This is a genomic window from Vibrio sp. B1FIG11 (assembly GCF_905175335.1).
In the GTDB taxonomy this organism is placed as follows: domain Bacteria; phylum Pseudomonadota; class Gammaproteobacteria; order Enterobacterales; family Vibrionaceae; genus Vibrio; species Vibrio campbellii.
Map to the genome: position 1 here is coordinate 1829582 of NZ_HG992752.1, position 21411 is coordinate 1850992.

The 21411-nt window shown below is 45.9% G+C and carries 23 protein-coding genes; 12 read left to right on the forward strand and 11 right to left on the reverse strand.

Annotated features, from left to right (window positions below; genetic code table 11):
- The first annotated feature begins 161 nt into the window (after positions 1-161).
- Complete coding sequence (locus tag KHO06_RS24815) at positions 162-974, forward strand: 5'-methylthioadenosine/S-adenosylhomocysteine nucleosidase (protein WP_212582782.1); 813 nt, start codon at positions 162-164, stop codon at positions 972-974.
- Positions 975-1043: 69 nt separating this feature from the next.
- Here KHO06_RS24815 and KHO06_RS24820 read toward each other — a convergent pair whose 3' ends face one another.
- On the reverse strand, positions 1044-1430 hold the full coding sequence (locus KHO06_RS24820) for a universal stress protein (RefSeq protein WP_077262786.1): 387 nt from the start codon (positions 1428-1430) through the stop codon (positions 1044-1046).
- Between the two features lie 76 nt (positions 1431-1506).
- Entirely contained in the window at positions 1507-2391 is an 885-nt protein-coding gene (locus KHO06_RS24825; protein WP_005429498.1) for a LysR substrate-binding domain-containing protein, read from the reverse strand.
- A gap of 94 nt (positions 2392-2485) precedes the next feature.
- Between KHO06_RS24825 and KHO06_RS24830 the strand changes: the two genes are divergently transcribed.
- Complete coding sequence (locus KHO06_RS24830) at positions 2486-3394, forward strand: DMT family transporter (protein ID WP_212582783.1); 909 nt, start codon at positions 2486-2488, stop codon at positions 3392-3394.
- Between the two features lie 195 nt (positions 3395-3589).
- Positions 3590-4681, forward strand: a complete 1092-nt coding sequence (locus tag KHO06_RS24835) for a transporter substrate-binding domain-containing protein (RefSeq protein WP_212582784.1) — start codon at positions 3590-3592, stop codon at positions 4679-4681.
- Between the two features lie 69 nt (positions 4682-4750).
- On the opposite strand, the gene KHO06_RS24840 is transcribed toward KHO06_RS24835, so the two are convergent.
- The 3 genes from KHO06_RS24840 to KHO06_RS24850 all read right to left on the reverse strand — a co-directional run bounded on the left by KHO06_RS24840 (position 4751) and on the right by KHO06_RS24850 (position 6215).
- Positions 4751-5269, reverse strand: a complete 519-nt coding sequence (locus KHO06_RS24840; protein ID WP_005429482.1) for a glycine zipper 2TM domain-containing protein — start codon at positions 5267-5269, stop codon at positions 4751-4753.
- 220 nt (positions 5270-5489) lie between these two features.
- On the reverse strand, positions 5490-5837 hold the full coding sequence (locus KHO06_RS24845) for a GlpM family protein (protein ID WP_005429480.1): 348 nt from the start codon (positions 5835-5837) through the stop codon (positions 5490-5492).
- Positions 5838-5855: 18 nt separating this feature from the next.
- Positions 5856-6215: a hypothetical protein gene (locus KHO06_RS24850; RefSeq protein WP_005429478.1), complete on the reverse strand. Its 360-nt coding sequence runs from the start codon at positions 6213-6215 to the stop codon at positions 5856-5858.
- 227 nt (positions 6216-6442) lie between these two features.
- Between KHO06_RS24850 and KHO06_RS26850 the strand changes: the two genes are divergently transcribed.
- Positions 6443-6625, forward strand: a complete 183-nt coding sequence (locus KHO06_RS26850; protein WP_005429476.1) for a hypothetical protein — start codon at positions 6443-6445, stop codon at positions 6623-6625.
- A 42-nt stretch (positions 6626-6667) separates the two neighbouring features.
- Here the strand turns inward: KHO06_RS26850 and pncB are convergent, their stop codons facing one another.
- Complete coding sequence (gene pncB / locus KHO06_RS24855) at positions 6668-7978, reverse strand: nicotinate phosphoribosyltransferase (RefSeq protein ID WP_212582785.1); 1311 nt, start codon at positions 7976-7978, stop codon at positions 6668-6670.
- A 390-nt stretch (positions 7979-8368) separates the two neighbouring features.
- Between pncB and KHO06_RS24860 the strand changes: the two genes are divergently transcribed.
- Positions 8369-9094 (forward strand): NUDIX domain-containing protein, encoded by a 726-nt coding sequence (locus KHO06_RS24860; protein ID WP_005429474.1) that lies wholly within the window; start codon positions 8369-8371, stop codon positions 9092-9094.
- A gap of 31 nt (positions 9095-9125) precedes the next feature.
- The gene (locus KHO06_RS24865; RefSeq protein ID WP_045383881.1) at positions 9126-9779 is read left to right on the forward strand and encodes a nicotinamidase; all 654 of its coding nucleotides are present in this window, start codon (positions 9126-9128) and stop codon (positions 9777-9779) included.
- Positions 9780-9857: 78 nt separating this feature from the next.
- On the opposite strand, the gene sodC is transcribed toward KHO06_RS24865, so the two are convergent.
- From sodC to KHO06_RS24880, 3 genes are all read right to left on the reverse strand, one after another.
- Positions 9858-10370 (reverse strand): superoxide dismutase family protein, encoded by a 513-nt coding sequence (gene sodC, locus KHO06_RS24870; RefSeq protein ID WP_005429472.1) that lies wholly within the window; start codon positions 10368-10370, stop codon positions 9858-9860.
- 102 nt (positions 10371-10472) lie between these two features.
- Positions 10473-10937, reverse strand: a complete 465-nt coding sequence (locus KHO06_RS24875) for an ankyrin repeat domain-containing protein (RefSeq protein WP_212582786.1) — start codon at positions 10935-10937, stop codon at positions 10473-10475.
- A gap of 95 nt (positions 10938-11032) precedes the next feature.
- The gene (locus KHO06_RS24880) at positions 11033-12547 is read right to left on the reverse strand and encodes a catalase (RefSeq protein WP_212582787.1); all 1515 of its coding nucleotides are present in this window, start codon (positions 12545-12547) and stop codon (positions 11033-11035) included.
- A 259-nt stretch (positions 12548-12806) separates the two neighbouring features.
- On the opposite strand from KHO06_RS24880, the gene KHO06_RS24885 reads away from it, so the two are divergent.
- Entirely contained in the window at positions 12807-13163 is a 357-nt protein-coding gene (locus KHO06_RS24885; protein WP_005429455.1) for a VOC family protein, read from the forward strand.
- A gap of 117 nt (positions 13164-13280) precedes the next feature.
- The gene (locus KHO06_RS24890; RefSeq protein ID WP_050918135.1) at positions 13281-14168 is read left to right on the forward strand and encodes a DMT family transporter; all 888 of its coding nucleotides are present in this window, start codon (positions 13281-13283) and stop codon (positions 14166-14168) included.
- A gap of 5 nt (positions 14169-14173) precedes the next feature.
- On the opposite strand, the gene KHO06_RS24895 is transcribed toward KHO06_RS24890, so the two are convergent.
- Both KHO06_RS24895 and KHO06_RS24900 read right to left on the reverse strand, forming a co-directional pair.
- The gene (locus KHO06_RS24895; protein WP_005436345.1) at positions 14174-14914 is read right to left on the reverse strand and encodes a DNA-binding transcriptional regulator YciT; all 741 of its coding nucleotides are present in this window, start codon (positions 14912-14914) and stop codon (positions 14174-14176) included.
- Between the two features lie 91 nt (positions 14915-15005).
- A complete protein-coding gene (locus tag KHO06_RS24900; RefSeq protein ID WP_212582788.1) occupies positions 15006-15395 on the reverse strand; it encodes a VOC family protein in 390 nt (129 codons plus the stop codon).
- A gap of 158 nt (positions 15396-15553) precedes the next feature.
- On the opposite strand from KHO06_RS24900, the gene KHO06_RS24905 reads away from it, so the two are divergent.
- The 4 genes from KHO06_RS24905 to KHO06_RS24920 all read left to right on the forward strand — a co-directional run bounded on the left by KHO06_RS24905 (position 15554) and on the right by KHO06_RS24920 (position 21290).
- Complete coding sequence (locus tag KHO06_RS24905; RefSeq protein WP_212583436.1) at positions 15554-16033, forward strand: peptide-methionine (S)-S-oxide reductase; 480 nt, start codon at positions 15554-15556, stop codon at positions 16031-16033.
- Between the two features lie 451 nt (positions 16034-16484).
- Positions 16485-16925 (forward strand): PTS sugar transporter subunit IIA, encoded by a 441-nt coding sequence (locus KHO06_RS24910; protein WP_212582789.1) that lies wholly within the window; start codon positions 16485-16487, stop codon positions 16923-16925.
- A gap of 11 nt (positions 16926-16936) precedes the next feature.
- Positions 16937-18337 carry a fructose-specific PTS transporter subunit EIIC gene (locus tag KHO06_RS24915; RefSeq protein WP_005453038.1) on the forward strand — a complete coding sequence of 467 codons (1401 nt, stop codon included), beginning with the start codon at positions 16937-16939 and terminating at the stop codon, positions 18335-18337.
- 121 nt (positions 18338-18458) lie between these two features.
- Positions 18459-21290, forward strand: a complete 2832-nt coding sequence (locus tag KHO06_RS24920; RefSeq protein ID WP_212582790.1) for a GH92 family glycosyl hydrolase — start codon at positions 18459-18461, stop codon at positions 21288-21290.
- The last annotated feature ends 121 nt before the right edge of the window (positions 21291-21411 follow it).

Below are 21411 nucleotides of genomic sequence, written 5' to 3' on the forward strand. Positions count from 1 at the left end.
AGACCCAATCCGAGCCTCCCCCGCTCGGATTTTTTCATTCTCGTTAATTAGAACGACAATCAAGAATTTTCACTTATTGAGAAAAATAACAACGGCACCAATTGACGCAAACGATTGCCATTGATAGATTGCGCCATCTTTTTCATTTGTAAGTATGTCGTATGCAAATCTTTAAACGTTTCGCTGCACTTGTTCCTGCAGTACTTTCCTTCTCTGTTTTCGCTCAAACTCAACCTATCCTTGTTCAGGGTGCAATGGATATTGAAACCAGTACATTGGTTGAAGCATTGGATGATGCGAAAGAAACCACCGTTGGTTCTTGGACTTTCTGGCAAGGTAAAATCGATGGCTACCCAGTTGTCGTGTCTCGTACCGAGGTTGGCTTAGCGAACGCTGCCGCTTCTACCACGATTGCGATTGAACACTTCAATCCTAAGTACATCATCAACCAAGGCACATCGGGCGGTCACGATCCTGAGCTATACCGTGGTGACATTGTCGTGGGTGAAGCCAGCTTCAACATGGGCTCTTACAAGTCTGAGTTTACTGAAAAAGGCAAAGGCATCGACCCAACGAAGTGGCAGAACTTCGACGTAACCATGCGTCTACGTGAAAACGGCGAGTTTGTTGAACACAAACAATTCAAGGCGAATCCAGCATTGGTTGAAACTGCTCTTTCTTTGTCTGAAGAATACAAAAAAGGCAAAGTTGTGAAAGGCTTGATTGGTTCAGCGGACGAATGGAACCGCGAAGTAGACCGCATCAACTGGTTCCATAAAACCTACGGTACGTCTGTTGAAGAGATGGAAACGTCATCAGCGGCATTGGTTGCTCAAGCTTACCAAGTACCTTTCGTTGGCATCCGTATCCTGTCGAACACCGATCAACATAAGCAAGACTTCGATCCGCAAACCGCTGTCGATTGCCAGCTATACACGATTGATGTGATTAAAACGCTGATCAAAAAGCAATAATCGCTTTTTATGATCGCAAAGGGAGGCTTCACAGAGCCTCCCTTATCGTTTGTGCTCTTGAGTGAAGGCTCAGTCCAAATATACGACGAGCAAGTCTGCCTCAATAGCATTCGCGAGCTTAGGAATGGAAGAGAACAGACGACTCATAAACTTATGATGGTGTCCACAAACCACCAAATCGATGTCGTTTTCCTTTGCAACACCAGCCAGCTTAATATGCAAATCCCCAACGACCACCATGGTTTCGCTAATTGGATAATCACTCTGTTCCGCTAGCACTTGCAGTTCTTGCATTAGCTTCTGCTCGTCTTTCGATTCCAGCGCGACTCTATCGTGATCGACGAAAACAAAGGACACCTTACTGTTTGCATCTCTTGCCATCGCAATCGCTTTTTCGATTACCGCTCGGCTCGAATCTGATAAATCTACTGCCACCAAAATGTGTGCGTAGCTCATGATATTCTCCCAACTGACCTGCCTAAGTTAAGTCTAGCACCACAAGGAGAGCAGCGAAGCAATCACTCCAATTACACTACAAGCACTGTTGTTTAAGCCAGTTAGTCAACTTGATGATTTCAGGCTGACGAGCACGATTCTTCTTGTGTACGAAGTAGAAGCTGTCTCCCGTTTCCAGTCCATGCGAAGGGATATAGACCAAATCCTGAGCTTTATCTCGTTCATTCAACATGAAATCATTGGCAAACGTAATGCCTTGGTCGTAACGAGCAGCTTCGATAGCAAGCAACATGTGACTGAAGTGCTGCATATCAATGTCTTTTGGCAGTTCAAACCCACCGGCTTTGCACCACTCTGCCCAATCTTTACCTCGTTCGCGATAGATAGAGTCAGTAGAAAGGATCGGATAGTGCCAGAGCGCATTCGGCATAGGTTGGTCTTGGATTTCTTTCCAGATATTGAGGCTGCATACTGGATACAAAACCTCATCATATAAGCGCACTGCCATATAATTACGCTTCGGCTTTTGCACTGTGATAAAGCAATCACCAACACTGTCGGTTTGTTCGGGATCTCCGGCGACCATATTGAGCGAGAGATCGATTTCTGGGTACTGACGCTTAAAGTCTGCCAATCTTGGGATCAGCCATTTCACCGCCAGCGAGCTGTAAATCGCTAACCGAAGACTGCCCTTTTCTCCTTCACGCACCTTTTGACTCGCCATCGCAATCGCACTAATGGCAGGGCTGATATCTTCAAGATAACGAAAGCCGGTATCCGAGAGTGACAACTTACGCCCCTGACGGATAAACAAGGCTTCACCAAGGTAGTCTTCTAATATACGGATCTGATGGCTCACCGCACTTTGGGTCACGTTGAGCTCTTCTGCTGCAAGGGAAAAGCTCAAATTGCGCGCAACAGATTCGAAACAGTGGACCGCTCTAAGAGGTGGTAGTTTCATTATCTAAAAATCTCATACTTAAACTAATAAATATCATTTCACTTCATCCTATGACATCACCTACTCTTTGGCAAAGAATGAGGAGAGGAATAAAGTGAAAGTCACATCTGTCGGTGCAGCCATGCTGCTATTAATCGTTGGTAACCTAGTTGCGGTGCTCTCAGACGCTTTGATCAAAAGTGTCGGTAATGAAGTGCCGGTTTTTCAGTTTGTGTTTTACCGACAATTGTCAGCTGTAATGATGTTACTACCCGTGTATTTGCTCACTAAACAAGCCCCATTAATGGAAGGCTTCAAGTGGCATGTAGTTCGTGCGCACGTTTGGTTAACTGGCGCGATTTTCATGGTGTTTGCCATCTCGTCGATGCCACTCGCCACCGCGAACGCGATCTTCTATGCCGCGCCTTTGATCATGCTGCCACTGGCGGCCATCTTCTTTGGAGAAAAGCTTTCCGGTCAATCCATTGCGGCGGCAGTGATGGGCTTTGCAGGCGTGCTTGTGATTATTCGTCCCGATCAGATTGATTGGGCGGCACTATCGGCATTGGTTGTCGCAGTCACATTGGCGATCAACAACCTGCTGATCCGCAAACTGCCAAAAAACCAATCTGTCCCACACACACTGTTGATGACTAACCTAGCCGGCATCCCGGTATCATTGTTGTTGGTGTTTATTGAAGGTGAAGCATGGGATTGGAGTTCCTTCCCTATTGCGGCAGGTTCGAGCTTGTTCATCATGATTTATGCAGCAACCTGTGTATTGGCTTATCGCTCTATCGATAGCAACAAAATTGCCAGCGCAGAATATAGCGGCTTGATTGGCGCGGTAATCGTTGGTTTGATTTGGTTTGGTGAAGTGCCAGATATCTTTATGGCAATTGGCACAGTGATGATTGTGGTGCCTCTGGTTTGGCTATCTAAGCGCGAACGCCGCAAACAAAAACAAGCCCAAGCCGCAAAACTCGCGGAAGAGCAACAGCACCACCAAGCACCTGTGGCGTAGACGGCACCGAAACAAGGGGCAATTCACTGTCCCTTGTTGTTTGGTAACAACTGCTATAGTTAAAAGCGTAAATAATAAAACTAGGGCAGTACTGAATTCGTCATCACCCCCTCTGTTTCTGAACATTCTTACATTTTTAGGGTGACTCTCGCTCTCGATACAATTCACAGCTGCCTCTTATTTGAGGTCTTGTGCATGCAAAACGTATTCAAATTGACACTTCAACACTTTGTCACTTCCGCACTTTTCGTTATTTTCTTATTTAGCTCAGCATCCTTCGCTACCCCTCTCAAAGTCGGCACTTATCCCTGTCCTCCCTTTGTTATTCATTCGACTGGTGAAGAACTTAACGGCCTGAGCGTTGAGCTATGGGAGCGAATTGCCAAAAACATGGGAGTAGAGTTTCAGCTTGAAAATCATCCTCTCGACGATCTCCTCAGTGCGATTGAAACTGGCCAAGTCGATATTGGCGTCTCCTGTATATCGATCACACCAGAGCGAGAGTTATTTGCCGATTTTTCTCACTCCTTTTATGAAACACACCTCGCCATCGCGGTTAAGCGTCAAGGCTACCTACATACCTTAAAGTCGATATTCTTGAACCCTGCGTTATGGCTGATCATTGGGGCAATTGTATTGATAGCAAGTTTAGTAGGCGCTTTTTTCTACATCATAGAGAAAGGAAAGAATGAAAAGCTGTATTCAATGAACACTCGAACCGGTCGCTGGGTTGAGAGCTTTATACTTGGCTTACTGTTCATCACTCGCGGCCCGTTCAATTATTTTGAGTTTAAGAGCCTGACAGGGCGTATCGTCACTGTACTAATCGGTGTACTTAGCATGCTCTTCATCGCAAGTATTACCGCTGTTTTAGCCAGTAAGCTCACGCTCAGCCAAGGATATTCTCAAATCAAAGGCGTCAATGACCTTGCCAAAGTTCAAGTTGGCGCCAAAGGAGCAACGACCTCTTCGCTCATGCTCACCAGTTTTGGTATTCGACACAAAAGCTACGACGACATGACAACCTTGCTGGAAGCATTGGAAAATGGGGAAGTTGAAGCAATTGTCGCCGATGATGTCGTCCTAAAGTACATGATTGGTAACGGCAGACAGAACGGACAATTTGAAAACCTTGAAGTGTTACCTTACCAATTGGAAAAGCAAAACTACGGTTTCATCATGACCGAAAACAACCAATATGAGGAAGAGATCAATCGCGCATTATTGCAGATTAGAGAGTCGAGAGAGTGGCGCAAAACCTTAGTCGACTATTTTGTCGAGAAGTAATTACTGCATGATCAAAAAAGCCCTTTGCTCGTTTAAGCAAAGGGCTTTTATATTCAAGTTTGTTGGCGATTATTGCGGTAGAACCACTTTGCCATCTTGAATTGGGAATGTCTTGCCAGCAGGCTTGCTCTTCATACGAACCGTGGTTGGTGCACCAGCAACTTCGTAAGTGACATCATAACCGACTACTTTTTCAGAAGTCGTATACTCTGTATGGCACTGCTTCTCAGTTGATGTCACAACATCACCCTTCTGAACATTGTCTTGGATTTCACGACCCGCCATTGCACCCGCGATAGTACCTGCCGCCGTTGCAATCACTTTACCAGAACCACCACCAATTTGGTTACCTAATGCAGCACCTGCCGCGGCACCACCAACCGTGCCAAGGATCTTGTTATTATCTTTTGGCTCTACTTGGTGAGTCACAACCACGTCTTTACACACTTGGTGTGGGTTCTTCACTGTTTCAGTTACCGCTTCAACAAGCGTAATGTTCGCTTCTGTTGGTGCCGGTGGCGTCTTATCTTTACAGCCTGCTAGTACAGCAACAACGGCTGCAGCGATTGCGATAGATTTCATATTCATGGATTACTTCCCAGTACAGTTATCTTTGCTTGGCGGTATAGTAAATCGCGGGCTGAAATTCACATCAGGCCAAATTAAGCCTTCTGTCATTAGCAGGTTAAAAAACATTGTTTTATTAAGATAACGTCAGCAAAAAGGCAAGCCACGGTAAATCAGAGCTAGATCACATCAGGGTGAGCTATGAGTATTCGGCTAACTACATTGTAAGGATGGGTAATAATTACGCAGGCACCATCCATCGCGTCCAAAATGCAAGCAACATCGAAGCAAACATAACCCAAACAAGTGTCGCCGCTGTTAACGTGCCAACCAAGCTCAAGCGATAGCTAAAATAGAAGACTGAAATCAGATACGCGGCATAAGGAATAAGAGAATAGATACCGAACAGTGCCGTTTGCCGCAAGGCTTCCATATCTCGTTCACTGCCCACAATAAAATGAGCGATCAACGCAAAAGTTGGAAACAATGGCACCAAACCCGCGATGTAGAAACTTTTCGACTTCGACAGCATAGCAATGATCAACACTGCGCCCGCACCGAGTAAAGATTTAAGAAAGAGACTCGTCATCCGATTTTTCCAGAATGCTTAAGCCAAACTTAAAAACAATTCATCGTCCGTTAGATATTTATGACGATGGCTGAGGCTACGTAAGTGCATAAACATAAAGTCAGGAAAACCCGGAGCAATGATATTGTTTGGCTCCCAGAAAATTCCGCCAACAAATACGTAACGGCCTTGTTTTTCATCGTCATGCAGAGGGTTGTTAATTGGTGTCGTCAGTTCAGCGCGGCAACCTTCAACAACACACACGATTTGCCCCTTGTAAATACCAATCACACGCTTAACAAGGTTCGCTTTGATGCCACACTTCCACGCTTGGCGCGTCGCCCACTCATAACCGTGTTTGTTAATCACTTTCTTCTGTAGATGCACAACCAAATTCATCGTAAGTTCCCGACCTGATCTTTGTTTGTACTATAACCAAATCGCCTTCTAGGTTTGCCGATATAAATTTGTCGAAACCATAGAAGTTAAAAATCAAGAAACGAGAGCATTACAACAAATCGCCTTTTACTTAACGATTTTTAGGATTTTTCTGACATTAGAAACTGGAATGTGTTGCATAGAATAATAACAAATTTATAAAAATAAAAATGACAACACGGTGACGTATGGCTTTTGATGATTATTGGAAGAAGGTTCGAGAAAAACACCTAAAGAGTGCCGACCTAGAGGGGCTTATTGTAAAGAGGGTTCGTGCCAATACAGGCAGTAAACGTCTCCCTTATCGCACAAAGTGTGGGGCACTGTGCGAGATCAAATATAACGAAGTTTGTGAGGCACAAAAAGAGTGATGCATTTGCACCACTCTTTTTATCAATCATTCACTTCTATTATCAGGCGTCGATGAGGTAATTATCTCCTTCATCCTCTAGACGGTCGATCAGTACACGGCACTCGTCAAGATCAAGTGGCTGCTCAAAACGACGCTTCAAGTTCATTAAAAAGAAGATGTCTTCGCACATCGCTTTCTCTGGCTCATCGCTGATTTTAGCAACTGGTGAGCCATTGCATGACACCATCTTAATCACAATAGACAGCGGCTTGTATGCGATACCTTGTGCGTTTGCGTAATCACCCATGTCGTTCGCTAGTGACGTTCCAATACCAAAACTCACTTGAACACGATCTTGGAAGTGCTCACAAATATCCAGTGCTTGCTCAAAGTTCAAACCATCGGTAAACACTAAGGTTTTCGTCATTGGGTCGATGCCAAGCGATTGGTAATGCTCGATCATCTTCTCGCCCCATGTGTAAGGGCAGCCACTATCATGGCGCACTCCCACGTACGCGTTACTGAGTTCTTCATCAAAGTCTTTTAAGAACGCATCAATGCCAATAGTGTCCGTTAACGCGATACCTAACGCGCCGTTAAACATCTTTTGCCAACGTTGCAAAGCCACCTTTTGTGAATCACGAACATTCACCAATGCTTGATGACCCATAAACCATTCATGTGCCACAGTACCAATCGGTGTTAGACCTAGCTCTTTCGCCAAATGGTAGTTACTGGTTCCAGTGAGGCTGTCAGGCAACTCTTCGCTCAGATACTGCAACATTGATCGCTGAGCTTGAAACGAGAAACGACGACGAGTCGACATATCAGCAAACTTAAAGTTGGTGATATTGCGACGTTTCAGTTCTGCTTTAAGGTGACGGACCTTCTCCTCTAAAACAGATTGGAATTGCTCGACTGGAATCTCTGCCCAACGTGCACGGCTACGCACTTCGGACACAATACTCATGATGATGGTTTCGTAGAGAATGGTTTCTTTCCAAAGACCATTGATGGTAATGCGCAATTGGCTGGTACCATCTGCCATGGTTTTAATGTTGAAAGAAACGTCACGTTGAGGATTAAAACGAAACGCGTGCAGCGCATCAACAAACTCAGGGTTTAGATAAGGTGCAACACCTTTGATGTACTCGATTTCTTCAGTGGAGAAAGTGATGTCTTGCAGTTTAAGTACTTCAGCTTTCACCTCTGGCAGTAATTCAGACAGGTCTTCTTCACTGCGTACGATGAATTTATAAGACACCATCGCATCGGGATAGAGCGCTGCAACAGCACTCATCATATTCACTTTGTATACGTCAAAATCTAACGCACTTTGGATGATGCGAGACGAAAATAAATTGGTGGTCATTCGGAGCCCTTCTACACGCCCTTTTTCGTTTATACCCAAATTCCCTCAGCACGGTACAAACCGCATCTTATTGTTTTCCCAACCAAGTTGGTGGAAAGTTCTCAACAAGGCAAACTTGGGTATATAACTTGTTGTTACTAACTTAATTGCGTAAACAATAAACACCCACTTAGGGTTTGTCAACTTTTGTTACTAACCACTCATTTCTATAAGGTTTTTACGCACAAAAATCCGACAGTTATTGTGGATAACCTAAGCAGATAAGCACACCCTTGCTTAAAGAGAAACGCTAGGCAGCGATGAGTACGTTTCTAACAATCGGTTACTTACCCATTGATTGACTACTTGTTATGCGCTAGATTACTTACAAATTATTCTCAGGACCAAATCATGATCGTAACCGTCGACATCATTCCATTCAGGCTATCTGGCTGCGCCGATAAAGGGTTGGAAGTGTTGCTGATCAAACGTTCGAATCCGGAACGTCCGTACCACGGTGTATGGGCTCTTCCCGGCGGGTTCGTGTTTGATAAAGACATGACCGACGAAGGTGGACGACCAGCAGACGAGAACTTCGAAGCGGCACGACGTCGTATTTGCCGTGAAAAAATCCACACCTATCCGCGTCACTTTAGTGAAGCCTTTGTCGATGGTGACCCAAAGCGCGATCCTGAGGATTGGAGCCTGAACATCACTCACTACGCCTTGGTTGACCGTAACAACAAAGAGCAAATCGATAACGCTGGCGTACCAGAATGTCATCTGAAGTGGTTTCCGCTCCAAGCAATCCTTGATGGTGAAGAAACCCTCGCTTTTGATCACCAAAAGATGATTGAAAAAGCATGGCAAAAGCTGCGCGCCTCTATCGAATACACCTCTGTCCTGCTGTTCGCACTTGATAAAGAGTTTTTGGTTGCCGATATTATTTCCGCCTATCAAGAGTTCGGCATCGACATCAGCCGAATGACGATCAAACGCCGTTTGATTGATTCCGGCGTACTTAAGCCGACCAACAAAGTCGCTTCTACCAACAAAGGCAAAGGCGGTAAGCCAGCTATGGTGTACACCCTAGCAAGCGACGAAGTCACCTTTTTCCAAAACTGCTTGCGTGGCTAACGCAAGCATAGAGACAGACAAGGAGTCTGCCATGACCGTTCGAGTTAATTATCAAACCACTGCTGTGATCGATGTCGATCCAGAGAAAGGTTTCACCGAACTTTGCCCTGACGAACTGCCAGTTACTGGCGCATTAGAAATCGTTCCAGAGCTGCTTAAGAACCACACGAAAGGTCGTTTGAAATTAGTCAGCCGTGACTTGCACCCACCAAAAGCGGCTTGGGATGCAGAAACGCCAGCAAATATGCTTGAGCCAGTTGGCCTGCCCAATGTGGATATTAAGTGGAACCGCCACTGTGTGCTTGGTACTACTGGGGTGGAACTGCTAGACGGTCTGCCACCTGTTCTGGAATACGATTTCCAAGTCAACAAAGGTATGGATCCAGACGCCCACCCTTACGGCATCTTTTTCCATGACGTGGCGGATACCAAAACCACCGGTGCGAATGAGTTCTTAAAATTCAACCACATCGACACCGTGGTTGTTGGTGGCTTGGCACTCGATTTTTGTGTGAAAAAGTCCGTCACTCAAGCTCTAGAGTTAGGTTTCAAAGTGATTGTAAACCTAGCATCTAGCCGCGCGGTATTGCCAGATACTATTGATGCGGTCATTGCTGAAATGGAAGAGAAAGGCGCGGTGTTTGTTAAAAATGCAGATGACATCATCGTAGAAAACTTCGCTTAATCCCCCCTCTGAATAACAAAAAACGGTCCAGCAAAACTGGACCGTTTTTCGTTTTTGCGTGTACTAAGCTTGGGGGGATTACTTAATTACGCCACAAACCATGCGCGCACCACCACCGCCAAGTTTCGCTGGATGATCTGAGTGGTTGTCACCGCCAAAGTGAACCATAAGCGCTCGACCTTTTACATCCGCTAGCTTAACTCGTGGTGCAAGCACAGGTTGATTCGCCATGCCGTTTGCATCTACGTACATTGCAGGTAGATCACCTAAGTGGTTGCCATCAGTCCAAGGAAATCCATGCTGACCAGTACCTTTAGGGTCATAGTGACCACCAGCAGCACCACCTAACACTGTTTTTCCATCTTTAATGCTGCTATCACAAGAGCCATTAGCGTGGATATGGAAACCATGAGCACCAGATGGAAGACCGCTTAAGTTTGGAGTGAAAACCGTACCATAATCGCTAGTTGTAATCGCAACTTCGCCAACAGACTTACCTGTTGCAAGATCGGTCATTTCCACCGTTAACTCATCGGCAAGAGCCGAACCTGATAGCAAAACGCAAGCCGCCATTAAAGCACTTAGTTTCATAAAATAAGATCCTTATTGTTAGTATTGTTTTTGAACTCAAGCATATGCTTGGCTCTTTACTTATTTCATCGCGAGTTTCCCATAGGAGAACTAAGCGTGATGTTATTTTGCCAAAGATTTCAGAACATCACTCTGCCCAAAAACTTCGGCAAATTCTTTTAGATTTAGACCCGATTTATTACGTAGCTCTGGAGAGCAGCCAGCTTGATAGAGGTCCTTAGCAATACCGACTTCACGCTTAATGAGCGCCCCCATTAATGCGGTGTTACCACGCTTGTCTTGCAAGCAAGCATTAGCACCAGCGTCCAGTAGGTAACGGACGGTTTCTCTATTCCCTTGGTATGCGGCAACCATCAATGCCGTATAACTTTGGTTATTGCGTTGATCAATTGGAAAGCCCTGTGAAACAAAGGCTTCAACCACTTCATTATTGCCAATTCGGGCAGCATCAAAGAACAGCGTTACTAAAGATTGATATTCCGTTTCTAGCTTTTCTTCAGAAGCGTACAAACTGAAAGACAAGCTCAGAGAAAACAAAATAGAACTGAGCAAAAATAGTGTTTTCATCGACTCACCCTCATCAAATCAAGAATGGCCTACAGGAGCCCTGTTTTCCGGGCAGAAAAGAGCAGATTTATCTCCCGTAGGCCAAAACTTTACGCCTACATCATCGCTTTGTTTTTAACTTGCGAGAGATTTGTGTCGGTCGCTTTTGCTAGGCGCGTACCGTACTCTTTGTCTGCACGATAGAAATAGCTCACCATCGTTGCCTTGACGTCTTTATCCATTACCTTGTTCAGATCACCAGCAAGGTTAGCAATCAAGTCTTTCTTGTCTTGCTCGTTCATGCTGCGGTACAACACACCCGCTTGGTAGAAATTACGTGGGTTGCTGATCGCTTTTTGTTGAACAGTACCAGCCAACTTGGTTTCAACCGCTTTAAACTGCGTGTCTTCTACCAATTCAAGCTGACGGCTTGGCTCGTAGTTTACGTCCCCATTTGCTGCCTGAGCATTGTTGCTCACACCATTTTGATTGTGGTTATTTACCGGAGCTAACGGACGGTTCACTGGCAGTTGGAATAAATTCGCACCCAAGCGATATAGCTGTGTATCCGCGTACGCAAACAAGCGACCTTGCAGCAAGCGATCTTCAGAAGGCTCGATGCCAGGAATCAGGTTTGAAGGCGCAAATGCCGACTGTTCGGTGTCTAAAAAGAAACTTTCAGGCAGTCGATTCAACGTCATAGTACCGACTTTTTTATCTGGTACGTTCAACCATACTTTGGTCGCATCCAAGCCGTTGTAGTCGAGCTTGCTCAACGCTTCTGGTGATAACACCTTCACGTAAAGATCCCATTTAGGGTAATTACCACGCCCAATTTCCTCGTACAGATCATTGGTCAAATGGTTAAAGTCCTTACCCTGCATAGCGGTGACCTCATCAGGACGAAGACTTTCAATACCCTGTTGGCTCTTCCATTGGAACTTCACATAGTTCACATCGCCTTGCTTATTGATCCACTTGTAAGCATGAACGCCAAATCCATCCATTGTACGGTAGCTCGCAGGTGTCCCTAGGTTGCTGTAAACCCAAGTCAACATGTTGGTCACACTCGGCTCATGACTGAAGAAATCAAAAAAGCGATTTGGGTCTTGTACATTCGTTACCGGTGATGGTTTTAGCGAATGCACCATATCTGGAAACTTAATCGAATCACGGATAAAGAACACAGGTAGGTTGTTACCTACTAAGTCCCAGTTTCCTTGCTCAGTATAAAATTTGGTTGCGAAACCTCGTGGATCACGAAGTGTCTCTGGTGAGCCTTTCGAGTGAATAACGGTCGAAAATCGAACGAAAACAGGAGTTACCTTTCCTTTGTTAGTAAAAGGAGCGGAAACCGTTAGATCACTAAAATCACCAGATGCAACGAATTCACCGTGAGCCCCCGTACCACGAGCATGCACGACACGCTCAGGAATACGCTCACGAGCAAAACGCTGCAATTTTTGGATCAGATGAACGTCTTGCAGTAATACACTGCCGTTTTCACCTGCCGTTATAGAGTTTTGGTTATCACCAACTGGTGCACCATTGTCTCTTGTCAGGGTTTGCGCCTGTAGAGATGTGCTGGCTAAGCCAACTGTAATTAATAAAAAGCTTTTTGACATCTGCATGGTTGCTCTCCAATGCGTGCTAACCATTTAGCCATTCATATGGCAAATGGGTATTCAAAAGCTCTTTTCTGCCCACCGAGAATATATCTTCAATGATTACATTTGTTTAATGGGAAATAACGATAGATTTAATAGGGATAATCTATGAAATTTTTCTCAGAACATCAGGTTTAGCAATAAAATTCGAGGAAGTGATAAGTTTCTCGAGGAATGAACCAGTACACTGACAGAAAAACACATCGATGAAAAGGACACCATGATGCCCCAACATGAAAAGTTAAATTACGTTGAGTTTGGTACACCAGACATCCGCGCAACAAAGCGGTTTTTCGAGCAAGCCTTTGAGTGGAGCTTCGTTGATTACGGCCCCGAGTACAGCGCATTTACAGGTCAAGGTTTAGACGGTGGCTTTTATGTAGCGGAGCAAGTCAGCCAAACAACAAATGGGGCTGCGCTTTTGGTGTTCTACAGCTCAGATATTCACGCCACGTTAGCAAAAGTTGAGCTGTTCGGAGGGCAAGTCATCCGCCCGATCTTTGAATTCCCCGGAGGTTGTCGTTTCCATTTCACCGAACCGAGTGGCAATGAGTTCGCGGTCTGGTCTGAGAGTCATTAATTTATAAGCCAGAATCGGAACTGACATTGGATTACTGGTTGATCTCACCTTTGGTTTAAGTCACTGTTAGCGCAACAATTAATCAATGAGGCGCTAGACCTCGACCAAGGATGTAACATGAGTGCAGCCAGTTTTTTTCGCTTACTTTGTCTCGCTGCTATTTGGGGAGGTTCGTTTCTATTTATGCGAGTCGCCGCCAATACATTTGGACCCGCTTACTTAATTGAGTTTCGAGTAGCCTTCGCAGCAGTGGCATTATTGTTGATTGCCCTCTACCTCAGAAAGAGAGTTGTCTTCTTCAAACACATTAAACACTTTTTCATTATTGGCTTGTTTAATAGTGCCGTACCCTTTCTGCTTTTCGCGTATGCAGCACAAACACTGAATGCATCAACGTTAGCTATTCTCAACTCAACGGCACCGATATGGGGGGCTTTAATTGGCTTTGTTTGGTATCGCAGCCCGTTAAGCGCAAAAGCGATTCTTGGCATGATGATAGGTATTGGCGGTGTCGCCGTTCTTGTTGGCTTGGATTCTTCAACCATTGGCAATGAAGCAATATTCCCTATCGGGGCGAGTTTAATGGCTTCATTCAGCTATGGTATTGCAACCAACTACACCAAGAATGCGCGACAAGTCCCTGCCTTTGATAATGCTCACGGCAGTATGTGGGCAGCCGTGATTTGGGTACTTCCTTTGCTGCCATTCTTGCCAATGCGGGCAGAACCAAGCACCTTTGAATGGGGCTCTGTGATTACACTCGGTGTGCTATGTACTGGCTTAGCCTACTTACTTTACTTCCACTTAGTCTCTGAAATTGGCCCGACTTCAGCCCTCACGGTCACGTTCCTTGTCCCTGTCTTTGGCATCCTATGGGGCTATTTAATTCTGGGCGAGCCGATCGGCTTCAATACCATCATAGGTACCATTCTGGTGCTTAGTGGAACGATGTTGGTGACGGGCTTCTCCCCTGCCGCCGTGCTTGCTAAGAGAAGGGCAAAGTAGATTAGTTAGCCCAACACCACTTCTACACCTTGCTTTCTCAACTGTTCGAGGTCGCTTTTCGGAGCGGCTTCGTCAGTTAACAGCACCGAGATTTCACTCGTTTTACCAATCGAAGATGGGTAGATTTGCCCAAACTTGCTTGAATCCGTCAGTACGATGTTACGACGCTTTTTCGCAATAATGGTTTCAGCGATTTCTGCACGCATCATGTCTCGGCTAGTAAAGCCAGTGTCTTGATGGAAACCGTCAATACCCAAAAAAGCCGTGCTGAAGTGAATGTTCTCAATACACAGCTTGGTTAACGGCCCAACTAAGCTCTCGCCTTGATGCTGATACACACCACCAAGCAAGATGATGTTCGCTGAGGTATTACGGATGAGGTGGGCGATGTACGCCGATGGGGTAATGATGGTGACATCACCACGTTCAGCTAACGTGCGGGCTAATAACGCATTAGCACTTCCGCCTTCGATCAATACGGTTTCGTTTGGTGATACCAAGTCTGCCGCTTTGTTGGCTAACGCCTGTTTGATGTCGAAGCGCACTTCAAGTCGCGTATCAATATCGTCACTTTGTAGCGCGGTCGCAGCGCCGTGTACACGCTTTAAGTAGCCTTGTTGCTCAAGGAAGTTCAAATCCTGCCTGATGGTCACGCCCGACACGCCAATGATGTCAGAAAGCTCCGTCACTTGAACGCGTTTGCGGTCATTAACCAATTGCAGGATTTCATTTTGTCTTGAGTTCACAGGCTCGCTCCTTTTTGATGAGCTTGCAGTATACGCCCGAACACTTTCATATGAAAGCAGCCTGTGAACGATAGAAATAAGCTAAGCTGCGTTACACCGTAAGCTCAAGACGGTTGCCATCCGGATCTAAGATGCAGCTTTCGTAGTAACCGTCACCTGTTTGTCTCGGACCGTCGCCCCATTGGTAGCCATCATCTACTAAGGTTTTGGTTAATTGATCCACTGCCTGTTCTGATCCTAGAGCGAAGGCAAAGTGTGCCAACCCTGTTACCTGCATTGCATGAGATTTTTCACATGCGGTCACACCTTCCATCGACATTAACTCCAGTCGTGCACCACTTTCAAACGAAAGAAAGTAAGATGAAAACTGCTTAGTTGGATTGTGGTATTTATCGTTAGACGCCGCGTTAAAGTATTTCTCATAGAAGGCTTTTAGCTCTTCCAAATGTTCAGTCCAAATCGCGATATGTTCAATTTTCATTAGGATTCCCCCTAGCTCTTAACTGCATTCAATCTAACGAGGAAAAGCAGCACAAAAAAGAGAGCAAATCACCACCGAGTTGTTCCTGTTTTATGGTTGGAGTTGTGTTTGAGTGAAAGTGATGCCCATAATGACGCAAAGTTTTTCAGGACAGAATGATGGAAGAAATTTACTTCGCAGGCGGCTGCCTTTGGGGCGTTCAAGAATTTATGCGCCACCTTCCGGGCGTAATCAGCACCCAAGCAGGACGAGCAAATGGCACGACGGACAACACTCAATCCGAATACGATGGCTACGCCGAATGCGTGAAAACCCAGTTCGATCCTGAACAAGTTTCGGTTGAAACTTTAATGGGGTATCTGTTTGAGATCATCGACCCGCACAGCGTTAACAAGCAAGGTGAAGACGTAGGTGAGAAGTATCGTACTGGTGTCTACAGCCAAAACGAACAACACCTAGCCATCGCCAAAGCATTTATCGCAGCAAGACCAGATGCCGAAAAGATCGCCGTAGAAGTGCTGCCGCTTACAAACTATGTACCAAGTGATGATGAGCACCAAGACAGACTCACGCGCTTTCCAAACGACTACTGCCATATCCCGTTAGGTTTGCTGCACAAGTACAAGAATCAGTCTTAATAGGCTATTCAAATCCAGCGTAACAACCTCTCCTAACTTCCCCTTGGCTTCAAATTCAGAGCTCACATTGGCCAATGCGTATCAAGGGGAGGAACTAGCTCAGTCCACTATCCGCTCTCCTGCTCGCTTTATGTCTTTTCTCATAGAGATAGAAAATGAAGCTATTAAAAGGGTTATTAGAGTGCCTTTAGCACAAAGCCTCTTTTTTATAGCAAAATTGAACCATATTTGATTCCCTTCTCGTTTATTTTTAAGCTTCATTATTAATTTCAAAATAAATGGAATATAAGTCACAATACTAATCCCCTCCTAGCTCATTGATATTAATGACTTCTATCACACTTAGCTCTCAGTGATACAAAAGTATAGTTATTGGATTTTTTTTACTATTTCAGAAAATCGTAACATTAATTAAATTTGCCTCATTACTTCAGTACCAATGAGTCAAAAAATGATTACAGAACTAACAAACGTCAATTTAATTAAAGACAACCTTCAAGCAAATAATAAAAAAGAAGTCTTTGAAGAGCTAGCACAAATGCTATTCGAAAATAATCGAATCAGCAGCAAAGAGGCTTTTTTACCCGACATCGAAGCACGTGAAGCATTAAGCGTAACTTCAATGGACGGCATCGCTTACCCACACGCAAAAAGCAAAGCGGTGACAGAGCCTGCAATCGCTGTTGGCGTAAAGCGCGAAGGCATCGAGTATGGCGACGAAGAGGGAGTCAAACCGACCGTATTCTTCATGATTGCTTCACCAGATAACGGTGCCGACCACCATATTTATGTTCTTCAAGAGTTGTTCGGTAAATTTAGCGAAGAGTTTATTGAAGATATTCATAACGCAAAAGACGAAAACCAAATACTAAATATTTTAATTAATTCATAAGGCGTGAAATTATGAGTACAATCACAGCTCAAGCTAGTAATAATAGCGATTTCAAAAAAATCCTAAGTACCATGAAAGGTCACCTTTTATTCGGTACTTCTCACATGCTTCCATTTATCGTTGCGGGTGGTGTACTACTAGCGCTAGCGGTAATGGCATCAGGTAAAGGTGCGGTTCCTGCGGACGGTTTATTGGCTGATATTTCTAATATCGGTATTAAAGGTCTGGTGCTGTTCCCAATTATTCTTGGTGGCTTCATCGGTTACTCAATTGCAGACAAACCTGCTCTAGCACCAGCGATGATCTCTTCTGGCATCATGGCTGACATGGGCGGCGGCTTCCTTGGTTGTATCGTAGCGGGTTTCATCGCAGGTGGTGTGGTATTCCAACTTAAGAAGATCCCTCTTTCTGCTAACATGACTGCGTTGGGCGCTTACTTCATCTACCCTCTACTAGGTACGCTTATCTCTGCAGGTATCGTTCTATGGGGTATCGGTGAGCCAATCAAGATCTTCATGGCGTCTATGAACGAATTCCTAGCTTCTATGGCTGGCGCTTCTAAAGTGGTTCTAGGTACGATTCTTGGTGGTATGACTGCATTCGATATGGGCGGTCCAATCAACAAAGTAGCAACGCTATTCGCTCAAACTCAAGTTGATACTCAACCATGGCTAATGGGTGGTGTTGGTATCGCAATCTGTACGCCTCCTCTAGGTATGGCACTAGCAACATTCCTATTCAAGAAGAAGTTCACTAAGCAAGAACAAGAAGCAGGTAAAGCAGCAGCAATCATGGGTTCTATCGGTATCTCTGAAGGTGCTATCCCATTCGCTGCAAACGACCCTGTACGCGTTCTTCCTTCAATCGTTGCTGGTGGTATCGTTGGCTGTGTGTTCGGCTTCCTAACAGACGTACTACTACACGCACCGTGGGGCGGTCTAATCACAGCACCTGTATCAAGCAACATCCCAATGTACGTTGTGGGTATCGCACTAGGCTCACTAACAACAGCAGTTATCGTTGGCTTCTGGAAACCTGTTGCTGAAGAAGAAGCAGAAGACGAAATCGTTGAAGCAGCACCTGCACAAGCTCAAGCGGCTCCAGCAGCAGGCGAAGGCGAGTACGACATCGTAGCAGTAACATGTTGCCCATCTGGCGTAGCACACACATTCATGGCAGCAAAAGCACTAGAGAAAGCAGGTGCGGCAGCGGGGCTGAAAATCAAAGTAGAAACTCAAGGTCAAAACGGTATCCAGAACCGCATCACTGACCTAGATGTAGCAAACGCGAAGCTGGTTATTCTAGCTCACGATATCCAAGTAAAAGACGCTCACCGCTTTGCAAAAGCAAACGTTGTTGAGTGTTCAACGAAAGAAGCGATGCGTAACGCAGCGACTCTTGTGAAAGCTTAAACCTTAAGCTCCTCCCCCTAAGAGCCCTTTCCCCCAAAGGGCTCTATTTCAAGTTTTTAAGTTTTAGTAATACCCCTGATTTTTTTAATTATATAACCCTACAATTTACAAGGCTTTAAAAATGAAATTCAAACCTTCCCTACTCGCTTGCGCAGTTCTCAGTGGTCTAGTCGGTCTGACTGGCTGTAACGACGACACAACCAACATTTATGAAGGTGGTGACACCAACCCTGCACTGCCGGATGTTCCTGACGGCGGCAAGCCAGTATGTCCTCCAGTTGGCGATGGCGACTGTGATGACAAGCCAAACCCAGAAACACCTGAAATCGACATGGGCGTTCACATCCCGGTAGATTTCGCCGATATGGACGTAACACGCTACGTCAACCCATTCATCGGCACAGGTAACCTAGGCAACACCTACCCTGGTGCAACCACACCACACGGCATGGTGCAGCTTTCTCCAAACAACGGTTCTAACGGCTGGGAATACATTTCAGGCTACTACTACCACGACGCACGTACTTCCGGTTTCTCTCATACCCACCTTTCCGGAGCTGGTGCTGGCGACTTGAACGACATTCTCGTCATGCCAATCAACTCGCGTTCGGATTACATGATTGATGAAGGTTCGGCAACGCTAAACCTAGAAGCGTCTCGCTTCCAACATCGTGACGAGCAAGCTACGGCAGGCTACTACAAAGTCGATCTATTGGATTACGACATCAAAGCCGAGTTGACGGCGTCGGATCGCGTTGGTGTGCACCGCTACACCTTCCCTCGTGATGAGAAGTCAGAAATCATCGTGAACACTGGCTTCAAAATTAACTGGGACTACACCTCAGATTCTTACTTGAAATGGGACAAAGACAATAACCGTCTTGAAGGTCACCGTTTCTCTGACGGCTGGGCACCAAGCCAAAAAGAATTCTTCGTGATGGAATTCGACCAACCAATCAAAAACGTTCGCTTTGCTTACTACGATAAAGAGCAAGGTCGTTACATGGACGTGCCAGAAGGCATTACGGAAATCGGTAACGAGACTCGCGGCAAGTATCAGTACGCACGCGCTTACGTTGAGTTCGACACATCCAAAGACGGCTTAACGGTTGAAGCGAAATTGGCGCTATCAAACGTTGAGATCGGCGAGAATGGCAAGTCTGGTGCTTCTCTTAACATGACAGAAGTTGCGGGCATGAACTTCGACCAAGTACGCGAAGCGGCAACGAAGAAATGGGAAGACGAACTCGGCAAGATCCAAGTCTCTGGCGACGAAGATTACAAACAGACGTTCTACACCGCGATGTACCACTCGTACCTAGGTCAAACCATTCACTCTGACTTAGATGGTCGCTACCGCCAAGTTCACCAAGGTCGTAACGCATACCCTGATGGCAACACACCTTGGGGCGATAAGATTGATACGCTGAAAGAGTCGATCCGCACTGCCGATGCCAACAAAGATGGCAAAGCAGACTTCACGCGTTACGACACTTTCTCGTTGTGGGATACCTACCGCGCAGTTCAACCGCTGTCTTCGATTCTTGAGCCAGACCGTCTAGCCGACGTAGTGCTGTCTATGCTGTCTTACGCCGAAGAAGAATGGGTGGATGACAAAGGCAACGTGCGCAAAGGTCGCCTGCCTGAGTGGACATTCAAAGGCAACGAAACCGGCATGATGATGGGCATGCACTCAACGCCTGTGATTCATGATGTGTTGTCGAAAGGCTCACTAGAAAAACGCATGATCGATCTTGGCTTCACAGAAGCAGAGCGCAAAGACGTAAAAGAACGTTTAGTTGAAGCAATGATCACTGACGCGCGCGCCGCAACGAGCCAAGGCGTAGCATGGATCAAAGAGTACGAAGAACAAGGTTACGTGCCAGCGCAATTGCACGACACTCCACCAGATTCTTACGGCGGTCACTCACCATTTAAAGACTCTTGGACAGCATCTTACTCGCTTGAATACTCAATGAACGACTGGGCAATCGCGCAATCGATCAAAGAAGTATTTGGTGAAGAAGATCCACGCTACACCGAGTTCGCTAACCGTTCTAAAAATTGGCAAGCGCAATTCGACTTCGGCGGTAAGCAATACCAAGGTTGGTTTAAAGCACGTGACTATGATGGCGAGTTTATCGATGCAGGTTGGGTAGACCCAATCACCGGTCGTGCGGTTGGTAAAGACTGGCGTCCAGACATGTTTAACTGGGCATTCTCTGAATCGAACGGCTGGCAATACTCGTTCAGTGTTCAGCACGACATTCATGGCTTGATTGACCTGATGACACGCTTCGACAAGACACAAAACCCTGAAGCAGAACGCGGTGACTTGTTCGCAGCGCGCTTGGATGAGTACTGGTCAACCTACCCAGACCGCAACGCAGGCGACAACCAATTCCCAGTGTTCAACACAGGTAACGTTGGTCAGCACGTTCAAGGTAACGAACCAGATATCCACGTGCCGTACTTGTACAACTACGTAGGTCAACCTTGGAAAGGTCAGGCAGCCATCGCCGCGGCCACCAACATTTGCTACAAGAACACCGCTGACGGCATTTGTGGTAACGACGACTTCGGCACGCTCTCTGCGTGGTTTGTGTTCCGTGCGCTTGGCTTCTACCCAGTGAACGCTTCTTCTGGCATCTACGAAATCGGTACTCCGCTGTTTGAAAGTGCGTCTATCGATGTTGGCAACAACCAGAAGTTCACGGTTACCGCGAAGAACGTTAGCCGCGAAAACATCTTCATTCAATCGGCTCGCTACAACGGCAAAGACTTCAACCGCACTTACCTGACTCATGACGAAATCATGTACGGCGGTGAGCTGGAGTTCGTGATGGGCGACAAACCAAATCAACGTTGGGGCTCTCTAGAGCAAGATCTTCCACCAGCACAAGGCATCGGTGAGTTCTTGCATGAAGACGAGATGCCAGCAGGTTCTCGTTAATCTCAATAGTGACAACTCAGCCGGGAGAGCGCATCTCCCGGCTACCCCTACAAGCAAATTTTATAAGCAGTCCTTTATAAACTGTCTCTTATAAACACTTTTTATATACGAATAACGACAA